The 23,064-nt window shown below is 54.9% G+C and carries 14 protein-coding genes; 5 read left to right on the plus strand and 9 right to left on the minus strand.

Translation table 11 applies throughout. From position 1 onward, the window contains the following. On the plus strand, window positions 1-1,122 hold the full coding sequence (gene recA / locus FZZ90_RS10645) for a recombinase RecA (protein WP_226425775.1): 1,122 nt from the start codon (window positions 1-3) through the stop codon (window positions 1,120-1,122). Window positions 1,123-1,124: 2 nt separating this feature from the next. On the opposite strand, the gene FZZ90_RS10650 is transcribed toward recA, so the two are convergent. The 3 genes from FZZ90_RS10650 to FZZ90_RS10660 all read right to left on the minus strand — a co-directional run bounded on the left by FZZ90_RS10650 (window position 1,125) and on the right by FZZ90_RS10660 (window position 3,266). Then, window positions 1,125-1,469: a DUF1815 family protein gene (locus FZZ90_RS10650; RefSeq protein ID WP_226425777.1), complete on the minus strand. Its 345-nt coding sequence runs from the start codon at window positions 1,467-1,469 to the stop codon at window positions 1,125-1,127. A gap of 67 nt (window positions 1,470-1,536) precedes the next feature. After that, window positions 1,537-1,785 (minus strand): DUF2839 domain-containing protein, encoded by a 249-nt coding sequence (locus FZZ90_RS10655; RefSeq protein WP_226425779.1) that lies wholly within the window; start codon window positions 1,783-1,785, stop codon window positions 1,537-1,539. Window positions 1,786-1,820: 35 nt separating this feature from the next. Continuing rightward, window positions 1,821-3,266 carry a helicase gene (locus FZZ90_RS10660; protein ID WP_226425780.1) on the minus strand — a complete coding sequence of 482 codons (1,446 nt, stop codon included), beginning with the start codon at window positions 3,264-3,266 and terminating at the stop codon, window positions 1,821-1,823. A gap of 83 nt (window positions 3,267-3,349) precedes the next feature. Between FZZ90_RS10660 and FZZ90_RS10665 the strand changes: the two genes are divergently transcribed. Further along, the gene (locus FZZ90_RS10665) at window positions 3,350-4,231 is read left to right on the plus strand and encodes a prephenate/arogenate dehydrogenase (protein WP_226425781.1); all 882 of its coding nucleotides are present in this window, start codon (window positions 3,350-3,352) and stop codon (window positions 4,229-4,231) included. On the opposite strand, the gene crtD is transcribed toward FZZ90_RS10665, so the two are convergent. Then, window positions 4,215-5,717 (minus strand): C-3',4' desaturase CrtD, encoded by a 1,503-nt coding sequence (gene crtD / locus FZZ90_RS10670; protein WP_226425782.1) that lies wholly within the window; start codon window positions 5,715-5,717, stop codon window positions 4,215-4,217. The genes FZZ90_RS10665 and crtD overlap by 17 nt on opposite strands. A gap of 51 nt (window positions 5,718-5,768) precedes the next feature. On the opposite strand from crtD, the gene FZZ90_RS10675 reads away from it, so the two are divergent. Beyond that, on the plus strand, window positions 5,769-6,656 hold the full coding sequence (locus FZZ90_RS10675) for a fructosamine kinase family protein (protein WP_226425783.1): 888 nt from the start codon (window positions 5,769-5,771) through the stop codon (window positions 6,654-6,656). Between the two features lie 3 nt (window positions 6,657-6,659). On the opposite strand, the gene FZZ90_RS10680 is transcribed toward FZZ90_RS10675, so the two are convergent. Continuing rightward, window positions 6,660-7,046, minus strand: coding sequence for a CAAD domain-containing protein (locus tag FZZ90_RS10680; protein WP_226425784.1), 387 nt, complete (start codon window positions 7,044-7,046; stop codon window positions 6,660-6,662). A gap of 97 nt (window positions 7,047-7,143) precedes the next feature. Between FZZ90_RS10680 and FZZ90_RS10685 the strand changes: the two genes are divergently transcribed. Together FZZ90_RS10685 and moeB are read left to right on the plus strand one after the other, a co-directional pair. After that, complete coding sequence (locus tag FZZ90_RS10685; protein ID WP_255613813.1) at window positions 7,144-7,563, plus strand: M67 family metallopeptidase; 420 nt, start codon at window positions 7,144-7,146, stop codon at window positions 7,561-7,563. Continuing rightward, a complete protein-coding gene (gene moeB / locus FZZ90_RS10690) occupies window positions 7,556-8,692 on the plus strand; it encodes a molybdopterin-synthase adenylyltransferase MoeB (RefSeq protein ID WP_226425787.1) in 1,137 nt (378 codons plus the stop codon). Before FZZ90_RS10685 ends, moeB begins: the two co-directional genes overlap by 8 nt. A gap of 5 nt (window positions 8,693-8,697) precedes the next feature. Here moeB and FZZ90_RS10695 read toward each other — a convergent pair whose 3' ends face one another. The 4 genes from FZZ90_RS10695 to FZZ90_RS12890 are packed head-to-tail and all read right to left on the minus strand — an operon-like array spanning window position 8,698 to window position 23,055. Beyond that, on the minus strand, window positions 8,698-9,831 hold the full coding sequence (locus tag FZZ90_RS10695) for an HlyD family secretion protein (protein WP_226425789.1): 1,134 nt from the start codon (window positions 9,829-9,831) through the stop codon (window positions 8,698-8,700). Next, window positions 9,828-12,782, minus strand: coding sequence for a peptidase domain-containing ABC transporter (locus FZZ90_RS10700; protein ID WP_226425791.1), 2,955 nt, complete (start codon window positions 12,780-12,782; stop codon window positions 9,828-9,830). The genes FZZ90_RS10695 and FZZ90_RS10700 overlap by 4 nt, the downstream gene beginning before the upstream one ends. After that, window positions 12,782-13,543 (minus strand): peptidyl-prolyl cis-trans isomerase, encoded by a 762-nt coding sequence (locus FZZ90_RS10705; RefSeq protein WP_226425792.1) that lies wholly within the window; start codon window positions 13,541-13,543, stop codon window positions 12,782-12,784. Before FZZ90_RS10705 ends, FZZ90_RS10700 begins: the two co-directional genes overlap by 1 nt. A 5-nt stretch (window positions 13,544-13,548) precedes the next feature. Continuing rightward, entirely contained in the window at window positions 13,549-23,055 is a 9,507-nt protein-coding gene (locus FZZ90_RS12890) for a putative Ig domain-containing protein (protein WP_226425862.1), read from the minus strand. Window positions 23,056-23,064: the final 9 nt, after the last annotated feature.

The following is a 23,064-nucleotide window of genomic DNA, read 5'->3' on the forward strand; positions in this document are numbered from 1 at the left end:
ATGCCTGCAGATATGAAATCCGGCGCTTCCGATCCCCGTTCCTCCGGTGAGAGGGACAAGGCGCTGAATCTGGTTTTGGGTCAGATCGAACGCAACTTCGGCAAGGGATCGATCATGCGGCTGGGGGATGCCTCCCGCATGCGGGTGGAGACGATTTCCACCGGTGCGCTGACCCTCGATCTCGCTTTGGGTGGTGGTTACCCGAAGGGTCGTGTGGTGGAGATTTATGGCCCGGAAAGTTCCGGTAAAACCACGCTCACCCTGCACGCGATTGCTGAAGTGCAAAAGCGTGGTGGTGTGGCGGCCTTCGTGGATGCGGAGCATGCCCTGGATCCCGTCTATGCCGCTTCTCTGGGTGTTGATGTTGAGAACCTGCTGGTTTCTCAGCCCGACACCGGTGAGATGGCGCTGGAGATTGTTGACCAGTTGGTGCGATCCGCGGCGGTGGACCTCGTCGTCGTCGACTCGGTGGCTGCCCTCACCCCCCGTGCTGAGATCGAAGGTGAGATGGGAGACCTGGCGGTTGGCGCCCAGGCGCGTCTGATGAGTCAGGCGATGCGGAAGATCACAGGCAATATCGGCAAGTCGGGTTGCACCGTCATCTTCCTCAACCAGCTGCGTCTCAAGATTGGTGTGACCTACGGCAACCCAGAGACCACCACTGGAGGTAACGCGCTCAAGTTCTATGCCTCGGTTCGCCTCGACATCCGTCGAATTCAGACGCTCAAGAGGGGAACCGAGGAATTCGGTATCAGGGCCAAGGTGAAAGTGGCGAAAAACAAGGTTGCGCCACCCTTCCGCATTGCCGAATTCGACATTCTCTTTGGCCGCGGCATCAGCACCTTGGGTTGTCTGCTTGATCTCGCTGAGGAGACGGGCGTTGTTGTTCGCAAGGGCGCTTGGTACAGCTACGAGGCAGACAACATTGGCCAGGGTCGCGACAACACCATCACCTGGATGGAGGAGAACCCGGATGCAACAGCCACCATCGAAACACTGGTGCGTCAGAAATTGACCGAGGGTTCAGAGGTCAAGTCGAACTCCATGCGGCCCTTGGCCGCCGCTGCAAAAACGGCTGCTGCCGACAAGTCGGCTTCGGCGAAGGTCTCAGAAGCCGCCTGAAATCAGGCGGCTTGGGCCAAGGGCTGCATGGTGCGGACTTGGCCCTCTTGAGCCAGATCTGCCATCCGCTGCAGTTCCTGGATGGCTTCAGCCCCTTCCAGCTTCACCAGTTCTCGGCCGTTGCGGGATTCCACCCAGCTGATGCCGAAGTCGGAGACAAGAAAGCGCACCATGTGGCCATCGCCGATGTCCGCCACAAACGAAGCCCCATGGCCATCGCGACCGTCGCCACAGGAGTAACAGGTGGCTGTTAGGCCGGCGCTTTGAAGGCTGGTGGCGAGGGCCTGCAGGCTCATCACCAGGTCTTCAACGACGGATCTGTAGTGCTCGGCTAAACGCGGAAACATGATTGAGTCTCCATTGAGACCCAGCCTAAAGGTTTTCTTTTGTTTTTGTTGGTTGGGTTGAGGTTGCTCAGGGGGTGTCCGCAAGCGTCCACCAACCGGCCGCTGGGCCGATGAAGCGCACCGTGATCCAAAGCACCACCATCCCTCCGATGCCGATCCAGGCGCCGCGGGTGGTCACCGCCATGAACTGCTGCGTCTGGTTGCGGGTCAGCGGAAGCCAGGACACCACCCGTGGGGAGGTGTCCACAGATTTGGTGCTGGCCTTGGGCTGACGGGGGGGTAAGCCCTGGGCAGCCCGGCGGCGTGCTTCTCCCATGCACTTCTGAGCGTTGAAGGGAGGTTAGGCGTTGTTCACTCCGGCAGCAGTCGCTGCAATGGAATCCAAGGTTCCAGTCGATGCAGCACCTGATCACCCCAGCTGCGCCCTCGGAGGCGACCGTCGAGGATGGCCAGGCGACCACCACTGCGTCGAATCGGCGCAATTGCGGCAGGGATCAGGCTCAGGGCTTCCGGCAGCAGCAAGGTGCGGAACCAGTCATCTCCCTGTTGTTTCAACCGTTCCACCCGAGCCGAGGTGAGCGGGTTGTCCAGGCTGGCGATGGGGAGCATGCCGACAATCAGCTGTGCTGGGGCCGGCAGCTGCTCCTGATGCTCCAGCCACCAGTCCCAGCTGCAGGTCACCACGCCATTGCTTTCGGGTGCTGTCGACTCCTGTCCCACACGGCGTCCGAATTCCGCAGCCAGCGCGCTGGTCAGCTGCCGACGCAGCTGGTCGTCATTGATCAGAACGATGGTGAGCCCCGCCTGGCCAAGGATGAGCCGTCTGCTCTCCTCCAGGAGATGTTGGGCGTATATCCGTGTGTTCGGCAGCGGCTGGCGACGCGGGGCATAGAGGGGGAGCGGTTCATTCAGCTCCCGTTCACGCAGTGTTGCCCGCACGTCGGGGACCACGCCGGCCTGTTCAAATTCCAGATCCAGCCTGGCGTCGTCTCCATTGCTGCTGAACATCAGGCAGGGGTGATCCAGCAGCACCCCCCGCATCAGTTGGTGCGGTTCGAGGGGGGCCAGCTTCCAGCACCATTGGAGCAGCCGGTGATCCAGTTCAGCCCATTGACTCCACTCCGCCGGGTTGATGCTGCGGAGGGTGTTCCACGGCTCAGGGCTGGCTGGCAACAGCTGGAGCAGATCCCGCAGGGCCTGCCCGGCTGAGCCTTCGAGTCGCACAGCGCCACCGGGCCTCGTGGCATCAGCGAACAGCTGCCGGCTCATGCGGTCATGCAGCTCCAGCAATCCGGATTCAGCCTGGGGACAGGCCTGGCGCAGCTCATCCCAGTGCTGATGCTCGATCTCCAAGCTGAGAGCGTTGCGCATCCGCCGGCTCAATTGATCCATCTCGGGGATCAGCAGTTGCCGTTGCCCCAAGTGCCCGTCCCGATGGGCCTGAATCAGCTCGCCAACATCCATCAGCCAGAGCTGTGCACCTTCCGGAGGCTTTGGTCCCTGCCAGCAGGGAAGCCGCAGGCCCTGGTTGCGGAGACGGGGCAATTCCAACTGGAGCAGGCGCCGGCGCTGTGGGGCTGTCAGCACCAGCGCTCCTGCTTCGGGAGCCAGGCACAGCGGTACCAGCAGACCGAGCCACCATCGTTCGCTGCTGCTGGGGGGGAGCTGAACGAGCGTCGTATCGCGACGCCTCAGGCTTCTTGCCACCAGCCGGCTCAGGGTCAGGTGGTGGGGCCAGTCCGATTCCTCCTGGCGAAGCAGGGTTTTGATCTGATGGTGGGCCTGAGCTTCCAACATCCTCAAACCCTAAGCAGGGTTCCCCCGGCGATTGGTTCATGGCAATCCATCCATCAACATGGCTTCACGACCCTGCGGGAGGGATGGCGGTGCAACCGGGACGTGTAGGGATCGTTGGCCTTGGATTGATTGGGGGATCCCTTGGTCTGGATCTCCAGGCACGGGGCTGGAGTGTGCAGGGCCTGGTGCATCGTCAGGCCACGGCGGATCGCGCCATGGCACGAGGGCTGGTGGGAGCGGTGTCGACCGATCCCGGTTGCCTCTCGGATTGCGATCTGGTGATCCTGGCGTTGCCAATCCCCTTGCTGTTGAGCCCACCGGATGAGCTCATTGCCGCCCTACCTGAGGCAGCGGTGGTCACCGATGTCGGTTCGGTCAAACAGCCTGTGTTGGAGGTTTGGCGCCAGCGGCATCCCCGCTTTGTGGCCAGTCACCCCATGGCAGGCACAGCTCAGGCGGGCGTTGAGGCTGGGGTGACGGATCTGTTCCGCGGTCGCCCTTGGATTGCAACTCCGGATCAAGAAACAGACTCCGCTGCCCTGGCCCAGGTTCGTGATCTTGCCGTCAGCGTGGGCGGTCATTGGCTGACATCCACCGCGTCGCAGCACGACCAGGCGGTTGCTCTGATTTCCCACATGCCGGTGTTGGTGAGTGCTGCACTGCTGCGGGCGGTGGGGGATGAACGGGATCCGGAGATCCGGCAGTTGGCGATGGTGCTGGCGTCCAGCGGCTTTGCCGACACCAGTCGTGTGGGCGGAGGGAATCCCCAGCTGGGGGTGGCGATGGCTTCCACCAACCGGGAAGCGGTGTTGCGCGGCTTGGCGGCCTACCGCTGGAGCCTTGAGCAGCTCGAAGATGCTGTTCTCCAGCAAAACTGGCCTCAGCTCGAGTTGGAACTGCGCCGAACGCAGACCCTGCGCCCGGATTTTTTGAGGGCGTCAGGGGAGGTCAGCTCCGAAAGCTGAGGGGTTGTCCCCGCTCGGCTCTGAGCTGACGGCAGGCATTCAGGGCTGACAGGCTCACGCCTGCTGTGCCCTCTCCCGGATGGAGGCTGTCGCCGCAGAGCCAAAGACCAGGCATGGGCGTTCGTCCTGCCAAGCCGAAGGGGCCGAACCGGCTTGGATGCTGTCCAAGGCCTCCGACCATGCCATTGGGACGGCCTGTCCAGCCGGCGAAGCCCCGTGGTGTTGCCAGTTCAGCGTGTAACCAGGCGTCGTCTTCAAGTGAAAGCCAGCGGTTCAGTTCGGCTTGGATCAGGTTCAGCGTCTCTGTTTTGCGCTGTTGGTACTCCGGCTCCGGCAAGCGGCACCAGTCGCCTGTTGGGGTGAACACGCTGGCAATCAAGGTGGCCTGCCCCTGGGGCGCCCGTCCATCTCCCTCGCGGCTGACAGAGACGAACAGGGATCCCGGGGATCCACAGCTCCGCTGGAGATGGCCTGGACAGGGATTCGGCAGTGCATCACGCTGCACCGCTCCGTAGAGCACCACTGCACCACTGGGTTCATGCAGGTTTTCCAGTCGCTTGCAGTAGCCCTTGGGCAGTCGATCCGGTTCGATCAGCTCCAGCAGGCACTGGGGGGGCAGGCTGCAGACCACATCGCGGCTGCTGAGTTGTTGTTCCGCGCCTTTGCCGGTGCTGATCGTCACCTGCCAGCCGGATGAGCTGGGCTGCAGCTTGGTGACCCGATGCTTCATCAGCACCGTTCCGCCGTCGCGCTCAATGGCGGCCACCAGCTGATTGCTCAGCACCTGCATCGATCCCTCCAGATGCCAGAGCCCTAGGGGTGCTTGGGCCATTTGCAGGACGGTTGCGCCGTACAGCGCCGCCGTGCGATTGGCCGGTTCCTGGGAGTACAGCTTCAGCTGGAGGTCGAGAAAGCGCCGCAGCCGTTGATCGTCACCGCACCCACACAGCTGCAACAGATCGGCGATGGTCAGACCTGTGAACAGTCCCGATACCAGCGTTGCGGGACGCAGGGCCCGCAGCAATGTGCCGAGATCCCAGAGGGAGCGCGGGGTCACCACGGGGTCTTGGTTGGCGAACTGCCAGTTGCTGGAATGCAACTGATGGCAAAGGCTCCAGAAGCGTTGGCTGCCGGGGAATTGACGCTCACGCTCGGCGGCCCAGGCTTCCGGGTCATGCCAGAGCGAAATGGGAGGCGAGCCATCGCCCAGGTCAACCACACAACCTGGGTTCAGCAGCTCTGCCGTGGGCAAAGGCATGTCCAGATGCTTGAGCAGTCGCGCATGACTGCCACCGGGCTCCAACCCGGCGACCTGGGTCGCCCCAACATCGAACACCCATGGACCACGCCGGAACGTTCCGGCACATCCCCCCGGTTGTTGATGCGCTTCCAGCAGCGTGACGTCGACGCCATCGCGGGCCAGCAGTGCCGCGGCGGTTAATCCAGCGATCCCACCGCCCACCACGATCACGCTGGAATCGTTCACGACGTTCTGATGAATCGAGCCATGCTGGCAAGACAGGGGGGCTTGCTGAGGATGAACAGCGAACTGCGCCGGGATCTCACCGCCGAAGACGGCCCGTTGGCGGGGGCTGACATCACGGATGTCTCCCCCGTCGGGGGTGGTTGCATTCATCAGGCCTGGAAACTGCGCCTCCGTGATGGTCAGGTGTTGTTTGCTAAAAGCGGTGGCGCTCGTGCGCTGCCCCTGTTTGAGGTGGAGGCGGAGGCCCTTGAGGCCTTGCATGCTCAAGCCGATGCCTCCTTTCTTGTTGTGCCGCAGCCCATCGCTCTGGCGGCACTGCCCCATGGTGCGGTGCTGCTGTTGCCTTGGTTGGATTGCGGCGGCAGCGACCAAACAGCCCTCGGCCGGGGTTTGGCACTGCTGCATCAGGCGTCGATGGCCTCCAGCCCAGGTCGTTTCGGCTGGCACCGTGACGGCTTCATTGGCGCTGGACCTCAACCGGGGGGGTGGCGCGATGACTGGGGATTGGCCTTCGTGGAGCTCAGGCTGCGCCCTCAACTGGAAGCCCTTGATGGGTTGAAGCAGGATTCAACAGACCTCAACCCGTTGTTAATGCGCCTCGCAGAGCATCTGAACGAGCATCAACCGCGTCCGGCCTTGGTGCACGGCGATCTCTGGGGTGGGAATGCCGCCAGCCTGAGTGATGGACGGGGGAGCATTTTTGATCCCGCCAGCTGGTGGGCTGATCGGGAAGTTGATTTGGCCATGACCCGGCTGTTCGGTGGCTTCGGGGAAGCTTTCCGATCGGGTTATCGGGATGTGCTCCCCGATGCTCCAGGCGCTGACGGTCGGGTGGAGATCTACAACCTGTACCACCTGCTCAACCACGCCAATTTGTTTGGGGGGAGTTATCTGAGCCAATGCCGAGCCAGTCTCAGGGATCTGGCTCGGCGGCTTTGAGGATCAGCCCAGGTACTCCTTCCGGAGGGTTTGAACACGCTGCACTAGAGCATTGCGCTTTTCGCTCGTGGTCAGGTTCTTCCAGCTCCATTGGCCCACAACGACCACACCGAGAAGTTCAAGCAGCCCCGGAACGATCGGCAGCAGATTGATCGTGTCGAGGATTCCCTTGATCAGGATCTGGGCAATGATCACCGCCGCAAAGATGCCGACGATCTTGCCGATGCGGCCCATCTGACTCCAGTCGACCCCATCGAGGGTGTCGTTCACCTTGCCGAGAACGTCGCTGTAGCGCTCAGCAAAGGAGGTGGTGTCGTCCTGAGTAGGAGCGTCGACGGGTGTCGTCACGGTTGTGGCGGCATCCTTTACTTCAGTGGGGGCGTCACTCATGAGAACGACTAAATCCTTCACAATTTCAGCTGAGCGTATCGGTGCGACGGGGTCTACGCCATCCGTGCTGCAAATTGATCACCGTTGCCACACGGATTTGCGCCGCATTTTGTTGGCGCCCCACCCCGAAGAAGGCTGTGCCCTGCTGCTGGGACAACGGACGAATGCAGGCTGTTTGAGGCTGACCACGACCTGGCCCTGTTGCAATGTCTGGGGACGAGGGGCATCCGGTCAGCGGCCTGTCCATGACCGTCGCAGAAGGTTTCTGGTGGATCCGAGGGAGCAGTTGGCAGCACAGCGATGGGCACGGGATCGCCATCAACGTTGTCTTGGCGTGGCCCACTCCCATCCGGCCTCCGAGCCTGTGCCCTCGCCCCACGATCGCCGCTGGGGGAAGGCTGAAAGTCTGATGCTGATTCTCTCTGCCTCGTTCGGCCTGCGGGCCTGGTGGCTGCATGGTGACCGCAGCGTGGATGAAATCCCGATTCAGCTCTGGGACACTCACAACCATGCATGACCAACCGATGCTGAGTGCTGATGAGCGGGGGCGCTACGCCCGCCATCTGATCCTTCCCGAGGTTGGCCTTGCCGGTCAGCTGCGGTTGAAGTCTGCTTCGGTGCTCTGTGTTGGCAGCGGTGGGCTGGGATCTCCACTGCTGCTGTACTTGGCTGCGGCAGGCGTGGGCCGCATCGGAATCGTGGATGGAGATGTGGTGGAGCTCTCCAATCTCCAGCGGCAGGTGATCCACAGCTCCAGCGGGGTTGGCGGCTCCAAGGCCCGCTCAGCCGCAGCGCGGATCCACGATCTCAATCCCCACTGTCAGGTGGAGGTGCATGAACACATGCTGACTGTGGGCAATGCCCTGGACCTCATCGGTGACTACGACCTGGTCTGTGACGGTACCGACAACTTCCCCAGCCGTTATCTGATCAACGACGCCTGTGTGTTGCTCGGCAAGCCCCTTGTCTATGGCTCCGTGCAGCGCTTTGACGGGCAGGTCAGCCTGTTCAATCGCACGCCGACGAGCCCCAACTACCGCGATCTGCTGCCGGAACCACCTCCGCCGGACGCTGTTCCGTCCTGCTCGGAGGCTGGTGTGATGGGTGTGATGCCGGGGCTGATCGGTCTGCTCCAGGCCACCGAAGCGATCAAACTGATCACCGGCATCGGTGACTGCCTGGATGGTCGGCTGCTGGTGGTTGACGCCCTGGCGATGCGATTTCGGGAACTCACCCTCCGCGTTGATCCGGACAGACCGAAGGTTGAGAGCCTGATTGACTACCGAGAGTTTTGTAAGCCAACAGCCCCCGCCATGAACAGCATCAGCGTGATTGAGCTGAAGGCATTGCTGGAGAGCGGTGCTACCGACATGGCTCTTATTGATGTTCGCACTCCAGAAGAGGCGCAAGTTGCATCAATTGTGGGATCTGAATTGATCCCCCTGGCATCGATTGAGAGTGGTGAAGCCATGGAGCGTTTGCGTGATTTGTCGACCTCTAAGCAAATATTTGTCCACTGCAAGCTTGGAGGGCGTTCGGCCAAGGCGGTATCTTTGCTTAAACAAAGTGGAATTGAAGCAGTGAATGTCAGTGGTGGTATCGAGGCTTGGTCTGATGAGATTGATCCCTCACTGGCGCGCTATTGATAGCTTTATCTTTGCTCGTTAATTGGCTCGAATAAGTCGTCTAAAAAGTTAAATACAGTGGAGATAATCGGTTTTTCCCTGAGGCGTACCTTTGCGGTAATGGCCATTCCCGGTCGTAAATCATCGAGGCTTAATTTTTTAGGGTTCACCGGGCTCATCAGTTTCAAATCTGCTTCATAGGCTTTCTCGCTGGATTGATTGGTGGATTGGCGAGTTGTGGGAGAAATAGAACTCACCACTGCTCGTACCGAACCATAATCTGATGATGGGAAGGCATCGATATCGATATCTGCAGGTGTGTTGAGTTCCAATGGAGCGCTCAACTTTGAGGGCACTCTGACAATGGCTTTGATGCCTTGCACTGGAACAACCACGCTGATGGTGTCAGACGCTTTAATGCGTTCCCCAATCGTTTGATGGCGTAACTCCTGCACAAACCCTGCGATTGGAGATTTCACTTCAAATCGCTCTTTCTTGGCTTCAAGTTCTCGGATGACTTGCTTGATTTCTAGGATTTTTTGATTGGATTGGGCTTGCGTTCGATTTTGTTCACTTTCAAGGCTTTCAAGGGAAATCTCAAGCTCATCGATTTCAGCCTTTTTTTCGAGGATTTGCGTTTCTTCGATGGCTCCAACAGCTACAAGTTTTTCGAGTCTGTGAAGAAGATCTCGATCCAAAGTTAGTCTTTTTTCAGCCTGCCTGCGGCGAAGCGAGAGAATGATCTGGTTTTCTTTTTGTTGGGTTTCGAGTTCCTTTTTTTGTCGTAACTGGCTTTCGAGTCGTTTATCGGTTTCATCGTCGTTGTAGCTGATTAGGAGTTCCCCTGCATTAACCCTTTGGTGCATTTGTACATGGACTCCTGTCACCATGCCGGGGTCAACAGCAGTGACTTGAACTCCCGGTTTCTCGGTGGTAATTTCCCCAGCCAAAACGATTGTTTCTTCAACCTTGGTGAAAGTTGCCCAGGTGATGATTCCAAGAGAGCCTGTTCCTAACGTCCAAATCAAAACTCTCGACCAGATTGCTGGTGGTGGTAGCAGTGCAAGATCAGCTGTCGGTGGCTGTTTATTTTTGGATGATGTGAATTGAGCGATGAAGTCTTGGAATTTCCTGTAACTTTTCTGGATTATGTGTTTCATGATTCACCAAACTGTGATTGATAAAGAGCGAAGTATCTTCCTCTCAACTCCATTAATTGTTGATGCGTTCCTTTTTCATCGATTCGGCCTGCATGCATTAATACGATTTGATCTGCTTCTGTGAGTGTTGACAATCGATGGGTGATCATCAAGACGGTCTGATCTTTAAGATGACTTCGCAGATTTCTCACAACCTGCCGCTCTGTGTTCACATCGAGTGCGGATGTGGCCTCGTCTAAGACAATCAGTTTTGGATTCTCCATCAGCATCCTCGCCAATGCGATTCTCTGTCGCTGCCCTCCTGATAAACCCGATCCCTTCTCTCCTACCGGCGTGCTGTATCCGAGGGGGAGATTCATGATGAATTCATGGGCACAGGCAATCGTCGCCATCTCGATCACACGACTACTCTCCGCTTGTGGATCACCCAGGGCAATATTGGAGAAAACAGTGCCTTCAAACAAAAGGCAGTCTTGAGGAACAAAGCCGATTTGAGATCTGAGTGAATAAAGATCGACTTTTGAAATATCAAGCTGATCGATTAGTAACTTGCCAGAAGTTGGTCTGTAAAGTCTTGGCACCATCTTGAGTAATGTGCTCTTCCCGCAGCCACTTTCTCCGACCAATCCAACAAAAGATCCGGCAGTAATGTCAAGGTCAACAGATGAGAGAATTGGGGGGCCAGAAGAGCTATATGAGTAACTCAAAGATCTTGCAGATATGTTTCCTTCAAGTTTTGGCATGACGATGCTTAATTCTTCTTCAGCTCCGATTTCCAGCGGTTGATTGACCACATCCCCAACTCTTTCCAGGGAGAGAGAAAGCTCTTGGAATTGCTGCCATGTTGATGCAAGCCGCAGCATTGGCTGGGTTACATAATTACTTATAATGCGGAACGCAATCAGTTGGCCCAGCGTCAATTCATTGCGGAGGACCAGCCATGCCCCGACTCCGATCACAAGGATGCCGCTGACTTTGTTGATCAGCTGTAGTGCATTGGAACTGGATGTGTTGGCGAGAACAGCCTGGAATCCTTTGTTGATGGATTGTAGATGTCGGTCTTCCCATTGGCGCCGAGCAGTTAATTCCGCATTTTGCAACTTAACTGTTTGGATGCCGCCTAAGATTTCTACAAGAAGGGATTGTGTGCGTGATGATGCCTCTGCACGTGCCCGAATCAATCGTTGTGTGATGGGTGTGATACCCAGAGAAATTCCAAAAAGTAAAGGTACTGTTAGTAAAATGATCATTGTTAGCAGTGGGCTGTAGAAAAACATCACTGCGAAATAAAGAGTCGCAAAGAAGGCATCAAGTACAACTGTCAATGCTGTGCCGGTCAAAAAACGTCTGATATTCTCCAACTCTCCCAAGCGGCTGGCGAGCTCGCCGACGGGGCGTCGATCAAAAAATCGAGCATTCAGTCTCAAAAGCCGTGAAACAATTGAAGCTCCAACACTGATATCAATTCTGTTTGATACTTCAACGAACTGAAAGGTTCGTAGGGAGCTAAAGACTGCCTCGAGGACGACAAAAATCAGCATCAATATCACAAGAGGTGCTAATGCATCAAATGCACCTTTGCTGATGACGCGATCAATGATTTGCTGGAACAGCAACGGTGTAGCAAGCGCAAAAAGCTGATTAAGAAAGCTCGCGGAAAAAACTTCAATTAGTTGTAGGCGATAGCGCTTGATGTAAGGGAATAGCCAGTGAATGCCGAATTGCTTCTTGGGTGTATGCAACCCAACATCAGTTGAGATGATGATGGGCTGTGAATTGAATTTCTTGTGGGCTTGATCCTTATTTAGTTGGATCCTTCCTTCCCTAGGGTCGATGATGGTTAGTTTATTGCCTGTGCTCCGTGAAAGCAGTACTGGGTTGCCTGAATGATCGATCCACACCGATGGTGTTGGAATCCGAAATGGCTGACAAGGGTCAACATTGATCCATCGCACAGCAAGCCCAATTTCATCAAGGATTGAGAGCATTCGCGTCATCCATGGAGTCTTAACTGGGTGATTGGACTTGTGGTTCTGCTGCCTTTCCCGCGGTTTGCAGTTTGCGAGGATCTCTGCGGCACGAGCGACGGTGTCTCGTCTCGTTGGTAATTGATAAAAATTTGCCAGCATTCTTAAGCAACTGGCAAATGATTCTTCCTGAGTCTCAGCTCTGATCACACGGAAGCCATCGCTTTCTAAGTGTTCAACTGCCTCTGTCTCATCAGATGGCTCACTAAATTGTAGTTTTGACAAATCTTCCGCTTCTTCGTGCTTCTGTTCGGTCGCGGTCATGGCTAGGGCAGCTTCGTCTCTTTCTGCTGGCTCAACCTTGGTCTTAAGATCTATTCCAGCAATCCTTGGCCAGTTATCAACTGTAAAAAATGAGGAGCAGATTTCAGGGGTAATTACTTGTCCGTAGACAAATCCATCGCGTTCTTTGTCTAAGAATAAAATGATCTCATGATTGGCAGCCTCGCTTTGATGTTCAAGGAGTTGTGTTGATCCAGTGGCCTCATCTAGATGTTTCCAAAGCTGCTCTTGATTCGGGAAGTTGTTGGAAATTAATGAGGCAATTGATATTGCTTCTGTTGGGTTGACTCTGCTTTTCAGGATTGTTTGGATTTGCTTGATCTGCTTTTGATTTGATGTCTTTGGGTCTATAAGAATATATTCACATTTGGATCTGCATCTCACTTCGATCGCTAATGTAAGGGAAAGAAGTTGCTCTATCCCGAAGATCTGCGGGCTATCAAGTGTTCCTGCTGTCAGGCCGCCGAAAGTACGATTGTTGTCTATCAGGCGTACTGAGCCTGATAGAAGTAGCAAGTATTGATCGGATGATTGATCTTTCGAGTAAATGAGTGCCCCCGCATCTACTGAAAGCTTTTCAGCATCTTCTTCGATCTCGTTTGCTAGTGCTTCAAGCCATGCTTGATAAGAATAATCGTTCATTATCCCTTTTTAAGGTATTGATTTAGGTAGTCCATCTTTATTTGCTTGGTCATCTCTTTTGCTTTGGCGGATAGCACAAGAGACCCAAGAAACTGCTTGGTTTTTTCATCATACTCGCTATCAAATCTATATTCAAGCCGTATTAAGACGTGCCACTGATCAGCTTGGAATGGTGGAAAAATCTGACGAGGTTTTGCTGTGCGAAGTCGTGCTGCAATCTCTGGGTGAGGAGTTGTTAAGTCTACGGGGCCAATAATTCCTTGTGTTTTGGATTCTGGGCCGATACTGAATTGTGCAGCAGCATCTCCAAACTCAATTTCGTCGGCTTCGATCGAGTAATAGAGATGGTGGGCTTGTTCTGATGATTCGACTCGAATTAAGCTGTAGAGAACTCGATCAAGCCTGTCCTTGTATCGGAGGAACAATGATTCACCGCATCCCTTGAGTAAATCATTAATCACTGCCTTTCTTTTTTGTTTTTCATGCGCATGTGCAATTAAGTCTTTATCGTCACTTAGGCCATGGGCTCTACCCCATTCTTGAACTTGATCAATGTCCTGAGTCCCTAAGTCTTGGTGTAAGGCATTAATGGCTTGTTCATTGCTGAACTCAGGGGCATCATTTTCTATGTTATGACTCGCCACATAAGCTTTTTCCCCTTGCATTTTGCAAAGAGGCTCTAGCAGTTCGTAAAGGGCTAGCTGCCTAATTACTTGTTGTGAGTCTTCTTTTGGTTGGGCCTGCATTGAATCTGATTTCATGATACTTAAGCGGCAGTGATGTTTTGGGAGTCTTTGGACGGAGTGTCTTTCCTTGCGAAAGCATCTGAATAATCAAGGACCTCATTTGTCACTAAATCTTCTTCATCGAGTGTTGTCTCCAGTCCCAATATCTCGTTGCAATCAATCAGCTGTCGAAGCATCAGAACATCGGCAAATGCAGGCTCATAATCTGTTGCTTTATCAATGAGTGACCGTAATTGATCGAGGGAAGCTGCAGCATCCTGTTGATTTGATCTTGATGCATTGTCGTTCTTAAAGTGATGATCAAACCAAGAGTCCCAATTAATATCGGTTGTTTGTGTATGTGTAAGTTCCATCTGCAAGGTCTGTAGTGAGCGAATGAATGCACCCGGCTTTCTGCAAAGCTTTAATGATTGACTTAAGAGCGCATGGCTTGCCGGATTGAAGCCGCGAGGCTGTGCCGACTCATTAGTCTCTGGCTTGAATGACTTCAGTGAGATTTTTCCATTTTTTCTCTCGATCAAGATGGGTTCACCCTTGCGGTTGTTAGTTATCCAGTAGCCATTGAACAAAGGGTCTCGCCTTGCCAGTTTGAGGTTTAGATCTTTGTTGGATGCCTTGAGCAAACGTGTGGTGCTTCGCTCTGTAAGTAATGGAAGTGCAATCATGCCAAGTGCAGCGGCGATTGATGTGTCTTCAGCTGTTGCTAAGGGTGAAATAATGGAACGAAGTGCTTCAGATGTTTGCTCTTGTACCGTTGACAACCAGTTTTGTGCGCCATTCAGAAGTCTGTTGAATGAGCTTTCGATTATTTCGTTGTTAGTTTTTTCAATCTGATTTCTATTTTTGCTGTTATTTGCCTGATTTGAGTTTGGTGATGAGGATCCAAGTGCTCCGTTTTGGCTGGTGTTTACCGCTGCAGAGGAGGAGACGACGAGGTTCGATGTTTCGTCGAGTTCGGGGCGTTCTCCTGATTCCACGATCTTGGATTGTGAAGTTGGTTTAGGGCCACGGTTAAAGCTTAAAGTTGGGGAGCCAAAGTTTATTTGGCTGTTATCAGCACCAGGATTGGTTGGCGCTAACTGGTCGTCTGAACCTTTTCTATCTGGCCGGTTAGGTCGATTGACTGGATTAGGTTGCTTGATTCCTTCCGGATTATCTAAGTTTTCGTCGTCAGGTATTTCAGGTTGATTGACGTCATCTGACTGGTCTGGCTCGTCTGTGATTGTGTCGATTTCATCGGTAGGTGGTTTTTCCAAATTATTTTCTGGCTCACCACCACCACCACGCTGTGGTGCAATAACTTGAACGGTGGATGCTGGGATGAGCGGGTCGCCGATCAGGCCCACCACATCAGGCCGAGTGTCGAACCAGCCTTGATCAACCAATAACATGTTGATGAGATCAACCGTGTTGTTCTGATCGAGATCGATCAAAAAGGCTGAGCCATCAATTTTTTCTAGCTCATTGAAGTCAAACAGAGGGTCGGCTGTAAGTAAGTTGGTGGCAAGGCTGGAGTCATTACTGTTGATTGTTGTGATTACTTCCTGTGTTCCATCTGTATTTAAGTTGTAGTTGTAAACCCCATAGGTCAGTGTGGAAAGCCAATCTTCCAGAGGTCCATCATCCTCGGAGTAGGTGATGATTTCGCTTTCAAATACATGGGGATTACCGTCTTCATCCGTCTTAAACAAGGTATCCATATCGACTCCACCATCCTCCATCTGCAGCTGTACGATGCTGAAATCGCGTCCTTGTGTGTCGATAGTGAATTCAATTTCGCCAAGTGGCGTATCAATAATCTCACGGCTCTCGAGCAATTCTTTTGAGGCTGCGATTACTCCCGTTTCCGCTTCATCAATTGCGGCATCCATTAGAAGAGCACCTTCATTTTGAGATGCGTCAATTAGCACCATCGGTTTGTCTGCTGTGTTGTTGGAGAGAACTGCGAGGGAGCCTTTTTCGAGTTTTTCGAGGAATGTTGTTCTATTATTTTCTTCTACATTGAGTGTTTTCAGGATTGTGACAACCTGCTGTTCACTTTCTGTTCGCTCGCTTTCTTTTTTATCGTAAAGGTCGTTGACGTCGTCAGCAGCAAGTTGTGTTAATAGGTTTAGGCCTTTCACGATCGCTGGGGATTCTTCTTCTGCCGCAATGAATAGTCGTATGGAACCTGATGCAATTCCAGATGCATCGCCAAGAGCACCCGATGTGTCTTTTGCTCGTACGAGTAAACGGTGGGAGCCGGCTGGTAAATCTGTGATTTTGTCAATTCCACTGGCCAATTTGATCTGGCCTGATGCACTATCCAATTTTACGAGGCTTTTGAGTGATTTAGGTGTTTCCAGCTCCCACTGAAGTGTTTCGGCGGGGTCTACATCACTGAATAATTCTGGAAGTTTGACAAGAGGGGTTTTGGGGTCAAAACTTTCCGCTGCAAAAAAACTTTCGTCGATCTTGGCCAGTGCGGGCTGGGTATAAACAGGTCGGGCGTTCTCGATCGGTACCCACAATGTTGATCGATCTGATTCCGCAACATTGAAGTTTTCTTCGCTATCTCCTTGAACCCTTGTTTCTGACCATATTTGCAAGGGGATGCCCGTTTTGATTTCTGGACTCAGCCCTCGTGGAAGAACTTGCAGTTGGTTGTCCGGAATTGACAGTTCTAGGCCTTCCAGGCTGCCTGTTGGTTTGCCTGATGCTTGGGTAAGTTCTTGAAGGTCAATGGTGAAGAGAGTGCCTTCGTTGATACTTTCCCTCTTTAAAAACGACCCATTATTTTGGTTTGAATTGGCCAGGGAAAGCTCTGCTTGCCGTTGCTGCACGAGGAGTTTGAACACCACCTCGTCTCCTGCTGGATCGGCAAGGGTGACGGCATTCAGATCAAGAGCCGATTGAAGATCGAGGGCTGTATTTTTCTTTGCTGCGTTGCTGATTTGTGAGGCCTCGAGTGGCTTCTCTTGATTCCCGCGTGTGAGTAAGGTTGCCTCAGCGATCGGTGTAAAGGCTACGGTGAACCAATCGGATTCCGTTGAGAGGCCATCACGATCGCTGGCCAATAATTTGAATTGCTGCTCAATTACAGATGTAATGCCACGGGGCGGGATTATGTCGAGCACCACTACTCCGTCTTCGCCTTGCTCAATCTTGATGCTGTTTGGTAAAGCTAAGCTTTCTGTTTCCTGCTCTCCTGAACCAGGGATTAGTCGATAGGTGAGGTTGTCGTCGAATTTCAGATCGGGATCGCTGAACAAAGAGAATGATTTTTCTTCTCGTTCACCCTCAAATCGTTTTTCTGTCAGCCATTGCATCAGCATTTTAGATTGTGCCTCGCCATCGTCATTGATCAAAGGTGCATCATTGCGGTTGGCAATCACGAGGCTCAACGTCTGGCTGACCTGCTCGCCTGATAAATCCGTGGCCTGCATAACGATGTCGTAGCGTCCTACCGAATCGTTTTCAGGCTCTAAGGCTTCCAGATAGATTTTGCTGGCAAAACTATGAATCACGCTGTTGCTTTGGTCGAAGACATCCAAATTTCGACCAATTAATCCATCGCGCTGATCTCCTGTCCCTGGGTTGAGGTCAATCACTACCCGTTGGCTGGGATCTTTCACCTGTACATCGAAGCTCAGCAGGGTTTCGATGCCATCGGCACCAACAGGAGAACCAACGCCAGCATCCGGGATGGCACCAGCTTTAATTAATAGACTAGATGCATCGCTCTCGATACTTCTGAACAGAGGTAAATTATCGCTGATCCCGGTGCTGTCTTCTAAAAGATTAATAGCTTCACTCAGGGATATATCAAGATCAGCTGTGATCAGGCCTTTCAGTTCTACATTTCGGTCATCACTGGCTTCCACCTGTACACGTAATGTAGTTCCGGCTTCGAGCTGATTGATTTCTCCGGGTGCCAGCTGATCGCCCGTCGATCCGTTGCTGTTGATTCTGTAGAGAACAGGCTCCAAAAGAAACTTGTCGGTGGCATCCGGTGCTGCCGTACTTCGGTAGCTCAGGCCAATCCAATCTGGCACCGTCTCAAGAACATCGCCATCTTTGCTGACTTCCGCGATGGAGTAGCGCAAAGCATCGCCATAGGGACTATCGGGATCAAGGAAAAGCTCATTTAGGTCAAGCCTTCCATATGCATCCTGGTTAACTGCCGGAGCACCGTTAATGAGTTCACCCAATTCGCTTAGGTCGGGATTGTTTCGTCTTTCCGGTGCATCGTTGATGTTCTGAACATCAAGTCTCAATCGATAGGTTGCTGTTGATCCTGCGTCGTCGAGCGCCTGCCATTGCATTGTTTTTACCCCAACATCGCTATTTCCGGGTTTTCCACTCAGCACTCCGCCTGTGCTGCTTGTCGAAGCGGTGTATGTCAGCCAGGCAGGCAAATCGGTGGGTACGATCTGGTCCACGCGATCTCCGGCGTCAGCATCCTTGAATAACCCTTCAAGATCGAGTTGCCAATTGGCTTGTTCTTGCTTGAGCTGAACCGTCTCCTGCCATACGCCTGCCCTGATCAGCGCTGCACTATCGCGGTTCACAATGGGTGGGTCATTGATATTGCGTACGGTGAGCTGCAGGTTTTGAATGTTGGATGCTCCCTGGAGGTCGGTGGCTCGCAGTTGGATGGTTTTGATGCCAACGTTGTCTTTCCCTTCTGGTTTCAAGGTGAGTGTTCCCTCGTTGATCACTGCTACACCCGTAATGGCGTCACTCCAACTGACCCCGTCTCGACTGACGGTGTAACTCAGTTGATCATTGTTGATCAGATCTTCGTCGCTAAATGCTGTTTTCAGGTCAACTTGAACGACATCGCGTAGATTCAGGTTGCGTAGGTAAGTTGTGATTCCATCTTGAATTTGTTGCGTCCAGCCTTGAAGTGCATCTGGGTTAAAAACTGGTGAAGCATTGACATCTCCCACGGCCAAACTGATCTGTTGGCTGGTGAGTTGACCCAACGGGTCAACCGCTGTGAGCTCCAGTTTTAGTACCCCTACATCGGTGTTGGATGGTGTTCCGCTCAGGACGCCATCAGCATCAAGACTCAGCCATTCGGGAAGGTCGCTGATGCTTCCGTCGTTGGCAACTTGTCGTGCTGAGATGACAAGATCTGTAGTCTCGTTATCGACATCCAGAAAGCGGGAACGCAGATCCCATGTTCCGGTTGAACCCTCATCGACTGCGTCTAAGTCCCGAAGATTGATCAGCCGTGGGGCATCGTTCACTGCTGTGATCAGTGCCTGCACCTCGCTGACTTCGCTGCTCAGCGTTTTTCCGTTGCTGCCAATACTGAAGGCTTGTACCTGAAAGTTGAAGGCGCCTGATTGATCGGCGGGTGCCTGCCAGTAAACATTGCTCCACTGGTTGTATGGGAGCCGCAATCTTGGTGTGAGTTCGGCTTCTTCGTTGCGATTGAGAGCGGCCGTAAATGTTGAACGTTCTTGGTCGTCTGGGTCGCTCTGGGATTTCACCAGCTGTGAACCCTCGGGAAGATTGGTGAGTTCCAGCTCCAGCGTCTGGCCAGCGCCATTGCCCCGAAGTTGGGCGTTGATGACTCCTTCCAGTTGGCTCAGAAGTGGAATCGGCTGGTCTTCAAGACCCTCTAGAACACCACGCACCTCGAGCAGCGGCACCCGCACGACGGCGTTGGCCTTCACGGTGAGCATGGTGGGTTCTCCATCCATGATCGATTCCCCGTCACTGGATCGCGCGGTCATGCGGAGTGCCAGATCATCGGCAATTTCGCCCAGGTAGAGGCTGACGCCGTCCAGATCTGCTTGTTGGACGACCCAACCGCCTTCGTTCAGCTTTTGCGTCGACACATTGAACTGTGCCTGTGATGGAAGCTCTTTTGCGTCGCCGGCGTCATCCACTGCCGTGATGACGAGGCTGAGACGTTCCGAGCCGTCTTGATCAGGGCTTGTGAGTTTCAATCCCAAGGCACCCAGATTCAGCCAACCATTGCTGGCAATGCTGAGGGGACCCTCCGGCGCGGAAATGAAATTGAGTTCCGGTGTGTCTGCGACAGCGGTGATGTCGAATTCAATCCGCTGCACGTTGGTTTGGGCACTGGCTCCTTGCCCAGGAGGGGTGCTGATCACCTGGAGATCAACGCTGAACTGCCCTGCGTTGTGTTCGGCTGCCTGCAAACGCCAGCCCTCGAGGCTGGCCAGAGTGAGCGGTGTGCCTTCTGGGACCACCTGCACAGCCCCGTCGGAATCCACCAAGCTGAGGCCTTCGGCGAGGCCAGAGATTTTGTAAGTGAGTTGATCTCCTGCTTGAGAGGCTTTGGCCTGGAGCAATTCCGTTAGGGAGATGCCACCGCCGTCTTCAAGAGTGCTCGGAGCATCGGGCAGCGTGAATGTGGCTGGCCGTGCTTGACGATCAAAAAGCAGGTCGAAGTCGAGTGTTGCGCTGCGAGCTTGGTCTCCTGTTTTGCTTTCACGACTGATTCTGGTCACCGCCAACTCGAGGCTGGCTGGAGCCTCGCTGCTTTGCCTCACTCCCCGATCTGCGAGTTGTAAATCTGCGAAATCACTGGCGTTGATCACAACGACTTGGCGGCCATCGGCCTGGATCTGGGCACTCAGGGGTGTCCAATTGGAGTCGCTCTGGCTTTGTAAATCGAGACCAGTGGGCAGGCTGAATTCCAGGCGAAGTTGCTCAGACCCATCGCTGTCGATGAGCCCGCTGGTGGCGAGGGGCTGCTGGATTAGTTCTGACAGGGCCACGCTTTCTCGCTCCACCAGAGCCGGTGCTGTTTCGGCTTGGATGGGGGCGAGTGGCGCATCGGCAACCGCGCGCACATTGATCAACACTTTGGCGACCGTGGACGCAGTCGAGGCGTTGGCTTGCTCAGTGGCGACAGCGTGCCACTGAAAGCTCAGCTGTCCATCCAGGTCGCCTGGTGGGATGAAGAGCAAATCCTCAACGTCATCCGGTTGGATCCGATAGACGCCATCGTCTTGAGGCTCCAGCACACTGATAACGCCTTCTCGGCGCCGTTGGATCTGGGCACCGTTGGGCAGTCCATGAAGCTCGAAGCTGAGGACTTCTGATCCGTCGGGATCGGTGGTCTCGGCTCTCCCCAGAAGCTTGGACAGTGCTAGGGGGGCATCTTCACGGATCGTCGTTGAGTTGACCTGAAGGATGGGGCTATCGGCGATGGCTTCCACATCCAGCGCCAGGCTTGTGAGGGCTGAGCTTTTGAGGGTGCCGTCGTTTTGCAGCTGACTGATGAGCAGCTGCAGGTTGGCCCCTCCGCTCCAGTCGGGGCCGGTGAGGATCTCCACCTTCCCACCGTTGGCATTGAGATCAGCCCAGGTGAACAGCCAGTCACCACGCGAATCTTTCACCCCGAGGGAGGGCACCAGCTCATCGGGGACTCCTGATAAGCGGACGAGGGTTAGAGCGTCTTGTCCTTCTTGCCAGAGATCACTTCCCGCACTGGTGAGCTTCAGGGCGGTGGGATCGCCATTCTCCTGCAGTGTCAGCGGTCCGGTCACGCTGAGGGCAAGGGGTGCCGAACCCGCTGGCGCCACTTGCAGCCCCACGTCATAGAGGGCGAGATCACTCGGGGGAGCATCCAGATTCACGCCGCTGAGGCGGCGCAGCACGGCATTGCCGGCTGCCCATGACGGCTGCTCGCTCAGGGTTTCGAGCGAGCCGAGATCAACAGAATTGAGCACCTCGCCCAGGGCGACCAATTCGCCGTCTTCGCTGACGGCATCGCCATCGTCAAACCAGAGTTGAAGGTCACTCCAGGCTTGATCATTGGCATCAAGACGCTGATCGCCATTGGTGTTCAGGCTCGCCAACGCGTCACTGCCTGAAGCGAAGCTGCGCTGACGTCCATCCGCCTGAAAGTATTCCGAGAGCAGTTCGGTGATGGAACTGATCTGCACATCACCGCTGCTGGCATCGTTGCTCGTGTCGTTCAGCACGAGGAATGCGGCAGAGCGTTGATCGCCTTGATTGGCGTCGGCACTCAACCATGCGGTCGGGATGGCCTCCGCCTGGGGAAGCATGGCGAAGCTCACACCCTCATCCAGGGTTGTGAGGTCTAGCCCAGTGCCGCCAAGGTCAAGAATGACCGGGTCCACCCGTTGCACGTTGGTGAGCTTGGGTGGTTGACCATTGCTGAATGCGGCAAGGCTGAGCTGACGGCTTGCGGCGACGGATCTGGAGTCCCCACCGGGCTGATCACTGATGCGGGCCGTTAAGGCCAGGTTCAGCGATTGGGCACTGGTGAGTGGGGGTGGATCGTCGTCCAGGCTCACCAAATAGAGGTTGTCTTCGTTCAGCTGTTGGAAGGTTCCCATGTCTTCCGCGCTGGCATCAGTCTCTGCTGCTGGAAGGGTGAACAGCGTCATGGTGCCGAAGGCATCCGTGGCGCCGACTGCCCTGTATTCCCCATTCACCCGTTCGGCGAGGGTGTATCCCGCGGGAATGTTCCGCACTGAAAGGGTGAGTGCCTCGGCAGGGTTGCGGTAACCGGAACTGCTGCTGCCGCGGCGTAGATCAATCTGAATCGCACCCGTGCTGGGGTTGAAGCGGAGATCAGCATCGGTGCCGAACTCTGGTTGTTGCGCCACCTGGGCCACATCCCAACTGAAGTCGAGGGGAGCCAGTCGGCGGGCAAGGGCTGTGGCTTGATCGGCGGCATAGTCCTCCGCACTGAGGCCAGCGTCTGGTAGTTCTGCTCGGATGGAACTGAGCAGTTCGAGGCTGCCTTCAAAGCTGCCGCGGAAAATTTCCGGGCTGGCGACCTTGAGATCAATCTGGGCTGGGAGTGGCTGAGCTTCATCCGCCTGCAAGCTGAAGACGAAGCGTTGTTTGCCGTCCACCTCACTGGTCTGAGGATCAACTCCGTCCAGCGTTACGGCGCTGCCCAGGGGCAGATCGATCTGAAGCTGACCGCTGCGGGCGACCTCGGGCCAGGCCAGGGCCACACGCATGGTGGTGATGTCCGTAGATCGCTGGACGCCATCAGGCGTGATGAGGACAGCCTGTGGTTCCTCGTTGAGCAGTGGTGTGGGCTGCCAGCTCAGGCTTTGGGAGCTGCTGGCCGCCTGCAGGCCAGTGGAGGGTTCGCTGCTGAAGGCCAAGACCTGCAGCTCCACCGGTTGTGGCGATGCCGCGTCGGTGCGCAGCATCGCCATGGCCCACTGCTCTTTGCTCAGCAGCACCTGATTGCCTTCTCGGGTTCCGATCAGTTCCCCTGAGCGATCCGTAACCAGGAGCTCCTGATCGGTGTCGGGCAGCTGAATCGCGTACACCAGTTGTTCCCGTGGATCGACGGGTTCGGCGGCGAGGTAGTCCGTAAAGCGGCTGAGGGCGAGAGCTTCATCGGCGCCCTCATTGGTCAATTGCGACCACCGAGGTGCGGTGGCAATGGGATCGAGGCTGAATTCGATGGCCGTGCTGACGGCTTCGGAGCGCAGCCCCGTGTTTCCGAGTTCGGAGGTGGCGGTGGTTCGAAGCCCGAAGGTGCCGATGGCATGGTCATTGCCGGGCACTCGCAGCGT

Origin of the sequence: Synechococcus sp. MU1617 (assembly GCF_020514235.1) — a bacterium.
GTDB lineage: Bacteria > Cyanobacteriota > Cyanobacteriia > PCC-6307 > Cyanobiaceae > Parasynechococcus.